Here is a 9,529-nt window from a genome sequence, read left to right on the forward strand (position 1 = left end):
GAAGTTCAGCAGGACTTTGCCGGACTCGGCTGAGTTCCTGGCTACGTCGAATGCCTCGAGGCCGTGGGCGAGGTCGAACTCGTGCGTTATCACGGGRTCCACGAACAAKGATCCGTCGGCCAACGCTGCGATGACGTCATCGATTTCGTTGTTGAACCGGAAGGATCCCARCAGTYCCAGCTCACGGGTAATGGCCAGGGAGATGAAGACCGGCTGCGGCCCGGAGGGCAGCAGCCCCACCATGACTACTTTSCCGCCGCGGGTGGCTCCCTTGATGGCCGAGGCAAGGCCGTGGTGGCTGCCGGAAGACTCGATRACGACGTCGGCCTCCACAGMCGCGATGGCCTCGGCGTCGTCGCCCTTCAAGACGGCATCGGCACCCACGGCGCGTGCGATCTCCAAGGGCTTGTCATGCATATCGACGGCCACAATCCGGGCCGCTCCGGCGCGCTTGAGGACAGCGACCGCGAGGGCACCGATCGGGCCACTGCCGATCACCATGGCAGTCTTTCCCGCGACGTCACCGGCCCGGGCGACGGCATGCCAGGCCACACTGGCCGGCTCCACCAACGCCGCGGTCCGCAGATCCAGGGTTTCCGGCAGGGCACGGAGCATCCGGGAGGGAAGGGTGGCGTAGCGGCTGAAAGCGCCGTCGGTGTGCGGGTAGCGTGCCGCGCTGCCCAGGTACGTGCAGCCCGGGGAGAGGTTGGGCCGCTCTTCGGGGTACCGTGCCGCGCCCGGGCCCGGCGTTGCCGGGTGCACGGCCACACGGGTGCCAGGTTCGGGGCCGCTGCCATCGGCTGCCTGCTCGATGACGACCCCGACAATTTCATGGCCCAGGACCATCGGGGCCTTCAGGATGGACTCCCCGGCGGCACCATGCAGCCAATAATGCAGGTCTGAACCGCAGATCCCGCCGTAGGCGATCTCCACGATCGACTCATCCGGCGCCGGCGCCTTCAGGGGGATGTCTTCGATCCGCAAGTCCCCTTTGCCATGGGCGACGACAGCGGGGCCGGAGGCCGGGAGGGTGATGCCCATCAGACCACCACCGTCATTCCGCCATCAACGAAGATCGTCTGGCCATTGACGAAATTGGACCCCTGGGATGCCAGCCACACAACAGGCCCGGCCAGGTCAGCGACCGTGCCCCACCGCTGGGCCGGTGTCCGGCCGAGGATCCAGGAATTGAACGCCTCATCATCGACCAGGTTCTGCGTCATTTCCGTATGGATGTACCCCGGGGCGATGCCGTTGATCTGCAACCCCGAAGCGGCCCACTCAGCCGTCATCGCCCGGGTCAGGTTACGCAGCCCACCCTTCGCCGCCACATACGGGGCAATCGTCGGCCGGGCAAGGTCGGTCTGGACCGAGCAGATGTTGATGATCTTCCCCCGGCCCCGGGGAATCATATGCCGCGCCGCTTCCCGGCCCACCAGGAACGCGCTGGTCAGATCCGTGCTGATCACCCGGTCCCAGTCCTTCACATCCAACTCAAGCATGGGAACACGGTGCTGGATACCCGCGTTGTTGACCAGGATCTCCAACGGGCCAACGTTGGCCTCGATCCACGCGACGCCATCAGCGGCTGAAGCCGCATCCGTCACATCAAACGCCCGGCTGTGGACCCTTCCCGCAGGATAGTCGGCAGCCATGGCCTGATGGGCCGCTTCAAGCCGTCCCGTGGTGATGCCGTTGAGCACTACAGTTGCTCCGGCGTCGGCGAGGCCCCGGGCCAGGGCGTTGCCAATCCCCCGGCTCGAACCCGTCACCAACGCGACGTGTCCACTCAGATCAAATAGTCCACTCATGTTTCTTTTTGCATTCCTTCTTGTCTGGACAAGTTTGTTGGTCAGGGCCGGCAGTTAGTTGTCAGCCGTGGAGAGGGAAAGATTGGCAATTGCCTGGCGAACGACGGCGAGGTCCTGATCGCCAAGTCCTTGACGTTTGAGCTCGCCGTAGAGCTGGATGGCCGCAGAGGCCATAGGTACCGGGGAGCCCACAGCTTCGGCGCTTTGGACCACGAAGGCAAGATCCTTGTGCATGAATTTGGCTGGTCCGGTGGGCGCATAGTCCTTTGCTGCCAAGCGTGGCCCGACGACGTCCAACACCCGGCTTCCGGCCAACCCTCCTGCGAGGACTTCATACAGCGCGGCAACATCCATACCGGAGCGCTCGGCAAGCTCAGCAGCCTCGGCAAGTGCCGCCGTCGTGGTTCCGACGATCAGTTGATTGCAGGCCTTGGCGAGCGAGCCCGATCCCAGTGGGCCCATCCGGCGCACCGTTGTTCCCATGGTTTCAAAGAGTGGCTGAAGCCGTTCAAAGTCCGCTTCGGACGCCCCGGCCATAATGGCCAAAGTTCCGCTTTCGGCCCCGGTGGTGCCGCCACTCACTGGCGCGTCAATCACTACGGCATTTCCGTCGCTGGCCTGATGGACTCGTTCGCCGAACTGGCGGACATCCGTTGGAGAAACGCTGCTCATAATAACGACGGCGGTCCCGGGCTGGGGCGGCTCCGACCGCCAGGCATCGAACAAGCCTTCTGCTGCAGCCTCAATGAAGGGCAAATCGGGGAGCATGAAAATGATTATTGGTTCGCCCCGGAGCCCGGCAACGGTGCCCACCCGGCCAATACCGGCGAGGCCTTCGAAAACGGCGTCGGAGCGGTTCCATGCCGTGACAACCCATCCTGCTTTAGCGATGTTGGCCGCCATGGGAGCCCCCATCAGTCCCAAGCCCACGAAACCCACGCGTTTGCTGGTCATGTTGTGAAGAACCTCACTTCTTTGTGTGCACCAAAAGTTTGTATCAAACATAACGAACTGTTCAATATCCTAGCCTCCATTCAGTATGATGAACACTATGACGACTGATGAACTTACCATCGCGATCGCTGTGCCGCTCGAAGTTGAGCATGTGGAGCGTATTCGCGCCGTGGATCCTTCCGTAACTGTCCTGCACGAACCAGATCTCCTTCCGCCCGAGCGCTTCCCTGCAGACCACAGCGGGGACCCTGATTTCAAGCGGACGCCAGAGCAGGAAGAACGCTACTGGGCCATGCTCAACCGGGCCCAGGTTCTGTACGGCTTCCCTAACGAAAGCCCCGCCGGCCTTGCCCGGATTGCCCGGAGCAATCCCCACCTTCAATGGATTCACGCCATGGCCGCTGGGGCTGGCGGAGCCGTTAAGGCTTCGGGGCTGGATACTGAGACGCTCCTAAAATTCCGCGTCACTACGTCGGCCGGGGTCCACGCGTTGCCGCTCGCGGAATTCTCCGCCTTTGGCATCCTTAACGGCTTCAAGCGCAGCGCCGAAATGGCCCAGGACCAAGCGGCCAAGGTTTGGCCCGAGTTGCGAACACCCACCAAGTTGGCCAACGGATCCAAGGTGGTCATTGCCGGGCTTGGCGAGATCGGCATGGAAACCGCACGTATTGCCCGTGCTCTGGGGATGAGGGTCAGCGGCACCAAACGCAACGTCGAGGCCATTGAAGGCATCGACGAGGTCACTAACAATGACGGCCTTGCGGATCTGGTTGCCGACGCTGATGCCGTGGTGAACACACTCCCCGGCACTCCGTACACTGAGAAGCTGTTCAGCACTGACATCTTCTCCGCAATGAAGCCGGGTACCGTGTTCGTCAACGTTGGCCGTGGCACAGTGGTGGACGAGGATGCCCTTCTTGAAGCCCTCAACAACGGGCAGCTTGCCTATGCTTGCCTGGACGTCTTTGCCGTCGAGCCGCTCCCGCAGGATAGTCCCATGTGGAACCACCCCAAGGTTCTGGTATCGCCACACACGTCCGCACTGAGCACAGCCGAAAACCGCCTCATCGCGGAACGCTTCTGCAGCAACCTCCGTACTTTCCTGGACGGTGGCGACCTTCCCCACCTGGTTGATCCGGTCCACTTCTACTAGGCCCGATTTTTACCAGGCCCGATCAAGCTCTGATGCAAAAGGCTCCGACCCCAAGGGGTCGGAGCCTTTTTGCGTCAATGTTTTCTGCGCAATGCCTCGAAGCTGCCGGTGGGCTACTTCGCGTCCTCAAGGGAAAGAAGGTCCCGTCCAGCTGTTTCAGGCGTGAAGAACGTCGTAATGAAGGAAATCAGCGCCAAGACGAGCGAGTAAACCGCCAGTACTACCCAGGAGTTATGCGTAGCCGCCAGAAGGATGGCGCCGAGCAGGGGCACGAGGCCACCCGCCAGCACAGCAGAGATTTCGCGGCTCAGCGCAACACCGGTGAAGCGATACTGGGAACCAAACAGTTCAGGTAGCAATGGGCACTGCGGACCCAGCATGGACTGGACGCCCAGTGCGATACCAACCACCATGACAGCCCATACGAGAGTCACGTTTCCGAGGGTCACCAGGTAGAAGGCGGGGATGGCAAAGACCGCCTGGAACAACGCGCCGTACCGGTAAACCCGTACCCGACCAAAGCGGTCGGACAGCGCACCGAAGGTGACCACCATAACGGCCGCGAATCCAGCGGCAATCAGGAGTCCCACAGGGCCAATGAATTTGTCTCCAGGGAAGACACCTTCCTTGACTGACATGAAGGAGATCAGCAGAGCCGAATAGATGGACGAATTACCGTTCTCTCCCATCCGGAGTCCTATACCAACCAGCACGTTCCTTCTGGAGTGCTTCCAAAGTTGACCGACAGGGTTCTTGACCACATTCTTATGCTTCTCCAATTCCTGAAATACCGGGGTTTCCTTCAACCTCAGGCGAATGAAGACGGCAACGATGATCAGGACAAAGCTGGCAAGGAACGGCACTCTCCAGAGCCACGCCTCGAAAGCATCCTTATCCGCCAGCTGCAATAGTGCGAAAGTTCCGGCGCCCAGGAGCGTGCCGAGCTGAATGCCCACGAATGGCAGCGACGCGAAGTATCCGCGACGCTTCGGCGGAGCCACTTCTGATATCAGGGTTGTGGCTCCAGCCTGTTCCGCTCCGGCACCCAAGCCCTGGATGATGCGCAGCGTCACCAGGAGTACAGCGCCGAGCATTCCGGCTTGCTCGAAGGTGGGCAGCAGGCCGATGGCAAAGCTTGCGAGTCCCATCATGCCAATTGTCAGCAAGAGGACCATTTTGCGGCCAAACCTGTCTCCGATGAATCCGAAGAAAATACCGCCGAAGGGCCTGGCCGCAAATCCCACGCCATAGGTGGCAAAGGATGCGATCAAAGCCCCACTCTCACCCAAGGGTTTGAAGAACAAGGGCCCAAAGATCAGGGCCGAGGCCAGGCCGTAAATGTAGAAATCGTAGTACTCCAGGGCAGAACCCACGGAGCTGGCCAGCGTCGCCCTGCGAAGCTGTTCCGGCTCAACCACTGCATCGTCAGCCTCAGCTGCGAGCTTTGCATTAGTACGAGTTGTCACAAGCACTCCCTCAAAATCACCCCAGGCCCCCGTTGGCCCGGCGAGATAGTGATGGCATCACCGCCAAGATCACTATGATGAACAGCGTACAGCTTGTTGAACGCAGTGCCAAGGTTGAAATCAGATTTATTCAAAACCGGCGATTGTGACGGGCCCCACGGCATCAACCCATCGGATTCCCCAGGGAACGCGCGAGCTCCTTGAGTTCCTTGACCATGAGGGCGCCCTGTTCCTCGGAATAAGTAGCCTTCAATGCAGTAACAGAAAGCCCCAGGCTTGGACCATGTGCTCCATGGGTGGGCACGGGAACGGCAAGGCACACCACGCCTACCGTTGATTCTTCGTCCTCAAAGGCAAATCCCTGCTTGCGGATCGTGGCAATCTGCGCCTTCAGTTCCTCTGCCCTGCGCAGCGAGTTCGGAGTCATAACCGGAAGTTCCATGCCATCCGGGAACATGGCATCGATGTCGTGATCGTGCAACTGCGCCAGGAGCGCCTTTCCTACACTGCAGAGGGAGACTGGCATCTTGTCGCCTATGTTGGAGGTCAACCGAACTGCAGGATGACCTTCATAGCGCGCAAGGTAAATGACATGGTCCCCGTCCAACATGGCAATGCGGACAGTTTCTCCGGACAGGGTGGGCGCTTGTTCACAGTACTTATAGAACTCCTGCACTTCGTCCAACCGGCTCAAGTAGGCGGCGCCCAGCTCTACGAGCTTTCGACCCAAGCCAAAGTCCGCGCCCTGCCTGGTAATAAGCCGCGCCTCCTCGAGCGCCAGCAGCAGATTGGACGTGGAAGATTTAGGGATTCCCAACTCCCTGGACAGATCACTCAGGGTGAGGCGGCCCGACGGCGATTCTGCCAATGCTTCCAGAACGGCCGCGGCGCGGGTCACCGCAGGCGCCGGCGATGAAGCGCCCAGTCCCTCGGAGCGGATAATGCGGGAATCGGCCATGATTCTCCTTCGTCATATCAAACCGGACGTCGCCGTCCAGCGGCTGTTCATTCAGCTGAACACTACCCATCATAGTGTGACTGCCTGCCGTCCTGCCGGGGCGAAAGGCGACTTTGTCGACACACAAGGCCTTAAGGAGGGCTTTACTTTCCAAACCGAAAAGTTCGCTGTATATTCATTTTCGAGCTCTCCACCGCGGCATCCCCCAATAGTCGCGGTGGAGAGCTCATCCATTTCGCGGCCCGAATCCTACGCCGCCACCCGCTCTTCGCCACGCAGGTACCAGCCCCCACCGCTTCCGTCCCGCACGAGTTCCCAGGTCGCCAGGCTGGACATGGCGTTGCTTCCCAGCCGCACCTGGACTTGCAACACCTCAACATCCACGCGGCCCTGCCCGCGGGGCATGCGCTTGGCGTTCTCCCACCACGGCACCCTCTCGAACCATCGGAATGGTTCTTCGGCAATCTGCCAGTTCCGACCGCCCCGGACAACCGTAGTTGCCGTACCGCCCCCTGAAGTGAGGATGTATACCTGTTCCATGAGCCAGACACTAGGCGTGGGCACTGACTTTTTTCCGGTGCTTCCAGGGAAAAGGAAAGCCCCGCCATTCTCGAACCTTGCGGTCCAGAATGACGGGGTTTCTTTGTGGGTCCTACCGGGATCGAACCGATGACATCCACGGTGTAAACGTGGCGCTCTACCAGCTGAGCTAAAGACCCAAAGTTCAGTTTCAGTGCCTTAGCGCTTCAACCAACGAACAATGACTCTACATGATCATTCGGGGGAAACACCAATCGAGTCCCTGGCTACAGGGTCAGGCAAATTCCTCGCCAGATAATCCAGGGCGCCACTGACTCCCACTTCAAGTTTGAGGGCGGCAAATTCGTCACCTCGCGTGGGTCCCCTGTTGATGATGACCACCGGCTTGCTGGCCTTCGCCGCATGGCGCACGAACCTCAACCCACTCATCACCGTGAGCGAGGAGCCGGCAACCAAGAGCGCTTCGCCTGCGTCCACCATGGCATACGCCCGTTCGACGCGGGTTTTGGGAACATTTTCGCCAAAGTAGACGAAGTCAGGCTTCAGCGTGCCGCCGCAGACAGGACAAACTGCCACCACGAATGACTGTATAAGTTCGGGATCTTCCACGGTGGCATCAGCGTCTGGTGCCATTTCCACCACACCGGCCTCAAGCGCGGCTGCTACGAACCCCGGATTCAGCTCCTCAAGGATGGCGGCGAGCAGCTTTCTGGAAAATATGTGTCCGTGCTCGAGGCAAATCACCTGATCGAAACGCCCATGCAGATCCACTACATTGGTGCTCCCGGCGTCCTCGTGGAGCCTGTCGACGTTTTGGGTGATGAGGCCTGTCAGCAGACCTCGCCGTTCCATGAGGGCGACCGCGAGGTGACCGGCATTTGGATCAGCGTGCCGCAGGTGGGACCAGCCGATATGGTTCCGGGCCCAATACCGCCGTCGATTGGCAGCACTGCCGATGAATTCCTGATATGTCATGGGGCTCCGTGGCGCCGAACCAGGTCCCCGGTAGTCCGGAATACCCGAATCGGTGCTGAGCCCGGCCCCAGTGAGAATAGCCAGCCGCTTGCCGCCAAGGATGTCCAGGGCTTCCTTCAAGGCCGCCTCTTCCCCGGCCTCCAAGGTGGCAGCGATGGCCGGCTCCATGCTGGCGAAGCCGGTCATACCAACACCGGGCCGCACTTGGTTCACCCCTGCTGCACTCTCAATTCAGAGAGCGCCTGGCGGTAGCCTGCGAGGTCCCTCGCCTGTCCCCGCGGATTGACCACCACGTACCGGATCAATCCTTCGGCATCAATGATGAACGTTCCCCTAAGAGCCATCCCGCTCCGGGCATCAAAGACGCCGTAAGCCTGTGCCACAGCTCCATGTGGCCAGAAATCAGCCAAAAGATCGAACTCGTAGCGTTCCTGCTCCGCGTACGCGCGCAAGGCAAATTTGCTGTCTACGGAGATCGCAAGGACCGTGGCGTTCGAGTCTTCGAAGGCGCCGATATTGTCGCGAATCTCACACAGTTCTCCCGTGCAGATGCCGGAGAAAGCGAACGGATAGAACACCACCACAACGTTGCGACCCCTGAAATCCGATAAACGGACCGGCTCGCCATATTGATTCAGCAGCTCAAAGTCAGGCGCTACCTCCCCGATCCCGGGAACGAGCACGGGGGCCGGGGCTTGCTGGACTTCCGTCACTTGTTCTTCTTCGGCACCAAGCGGGTGGCGCTCCAGTCCTTGGATACCCCGGCAGAAGTGGTCAGGTGCAGCCCGGACGTAGGCGCCGCGTCCTGGATGTCCGCCGGAGAGACGTAGTTGTCGCGGCCGGATTTGGGTGTCAGAACCCACACCACGCCGCCCTCTTTCAAGGTGGTGAGCGAATCCATCAGAGCATCGACCAGGTCACCATCGCCGTCCCGCCACCAGCAAATAACAGCGTCTACGACGTCATGATCATCTTCATCCAACAGCTCAGAGCCCGTGACATCTTCAATGTCGTCACGCAAGTCGAAATCGACGTCGTCGTCGTAGCCGCGTTCCTGAATCAGATCCCCGTCTTTGAAACCCAATCTTTCCGCCACATTTACCGATGTGGCGGCGTCGGCCTCGCTCACGTTTCCTCCTTTTGAAGTGACTTCCATTACTAACAGCCAACACCCTTTGGGCGTGTGCTTCAAGCCATTGTCCCTGCGATGACGCATATTCCGCACTACCTAGGGTGTTTCGAAGCTGTGACAATCACGTGGCATCCGTCACGGAGAGCACCAAGATGTGACATACAACGCCCCTGAAGCCCCGCGGCTACGCATCCCAGCGCTGTCAAAGCTAGAGTGGCCATGAGCGCTTTGGCTGCAGGGCGATCGCCCCGAGGAATTCTACTGGGCAGCCATGCGCTCACAAGACCTGCCCGGCGCATCCGACCGGGCTGTTGAAACCGAGATGTCGCACACGACGCGTTCATGACGGGCAGTTACCCTGCCAGACCTGAGGCGCCGATGCATGCGCCTAAAGGAAGGTTGGACGTGGCTGCAGGAGAAGAGACCTCACACATCCTCAGCGGGTTGACTGCCCAGCTGCCTGATCGTGATCCGGAAGAGACCGCGGAGTGGATTGAGTCCCTTGATGCGTTGATCGCGGAGCAGGGCACGGAGCGTGCC

General features: G+C 60.3%; 10 protein-coding genes and 1 tRNA gene. 1 reads left to right on the top strand and 10 read right to left on the bottom strand.

Annotation, left to right across the window (positions count from 1 at the left end; translation table 11 throughout):
* The 3 genes from AC1DCM_RS26235 to AC1DCM_RS26245 all read right to left on the bottom strand — a co-directional run.
* A partial coding sequence (locus tag AC1DCM_RS26235) for an L-idonate 5-dehydrogenase (RefSeq protein WP_477520287.1) occupies positions 1-1,041 on the bottom strand: 1,041 nt, incomplete at its 3' end.
* Positions 1,041-1,811, bottom strand: coding sequence for an SDR family oxidoreductase (locus AC1DCM_RS26240; protein WP_477520288.1), 771 nt, complete (start codon positions 1,809-1,811; stop codon positions 1,041-1,043). The genes AC1DCM_RS26235 and AC1DCM_RS26240, both read right to left, overlap by 1 nt.
* Before the next feature lie 54 nt (positions 1,812-1,865).
* Positions 1,866-2,765, bottom strand: coding sequence for an NAD(P)-dependent oxidoreductase (locus tag AC1DCM_RS26245; protein WP_477520289.1), 900 nt, complete (start codon positions 2,763-2,765; stop codon positions 1,866-1,868).
* A gap of 85 nt (positions 2,766-2,850) precedes the next feature.
* Between AC1DCM_RS26245 and AC1DCM_RS26250 the strand changes: the two genes are divergently transcribed.
* A complete protein-coding gene (locus AC1DCM_RS26250) occupies positions 2,851-3,918 on the top strand; it encodes a D-2-hydroxyacid dehydrogenase (RefSeq protein ID WP_477520290.1) in 1,068 nt (355 codons plus the stop codon).
* A gap of 113 nt (positions 3,919-4,031) precedes the next feature.
* Here the strand turns inward: AC1DCM_RS26250 and AC1DCM_RS26255 are convergent, their stop codons facing one another.
* From AC1DCM_RS26255 to AC1DCM_RS26285, 7 genes are all read right to left on the bottom strand, one after another.
* A complete protein-coding gene (locus AC1DCM_RS26255; protein ID WP_442018377.1) occupies positions 4,032-5,390 on the bottom strand; it encodes an MFS transporter in 1,359 nt (452 codons plus the stop codon).
* 157 nt (positions 5,391-5,547) lie between these two features.
* Positions 5,548-6,342, bottom strand: coding sequence for an IclR family transcriptional regulator (locus AC1DCM_RS26260; protein WP_442018376.1), 795 nt, complete (start codon positions 6,340-6,342; stop codon positions 5,548-5,550).
* A gap of 249 nt (positions 6,343-6,591) precedes the next feature.
* Positions 6,592-6,882, bottom strand: coding sequence for a hypothetical protein (locus AC1DCM_RS26265; RefSeq protein ID WP_442018375.1), 291 nt, complete (start codon positions 6,880-6,882; stop codon positions 6,592-6,594).
* Between the two features lie 106 nt (positions 6,883-6,988).
* A tRNA-Val gene (locus tag AC1DCM_RS26270) sits at positions 6,989-7,061 on the bottom strand.
* 55 nt (positions 7,062-7,116) lie between these two features.
* Entirely contained in the window at positions 7,117-8,043 is a 927-nt protein-coding gene (locus AC1DCM_RS26275) for an NAD-dependent protein deacetylase (RefSeq protein WP_442018374.1), read from the bottom strand.
* A gap of 23 nt (positions 8,044-8,066) precedes the next feature.
* Positions 8,067-8,570: a peroxiredoxin gene (locus AC1DCM_RS26280; RefSeq protein ID WP_442006189.1), complete on the bottom strand. Its 504-nt coding sequence runs from the start codon at positions 8,568-8,570 to the stop codon at positions 8,067-8,069.
* A complete protein-coding gene (locus tag AC1DCM_RS26285) occupies positions 8,567-8,986 on the bottom strand; it encodes a DUF3052 domain-containing protein (protein ID WP_216925434.1) in 420 nt (139 codons plus the stop codon). Before AC1DCM_RS26285 ends, AC1DCM_RS26280 begins: the two co-directional genes overlap by 4 nt.
* Between the last annotated feature and the right edge of the window lie 543 nt (positions 8,987-9,529).

This window comes from Paenarthrobacter sp. 10N417 (assembly GCF_056394745.1).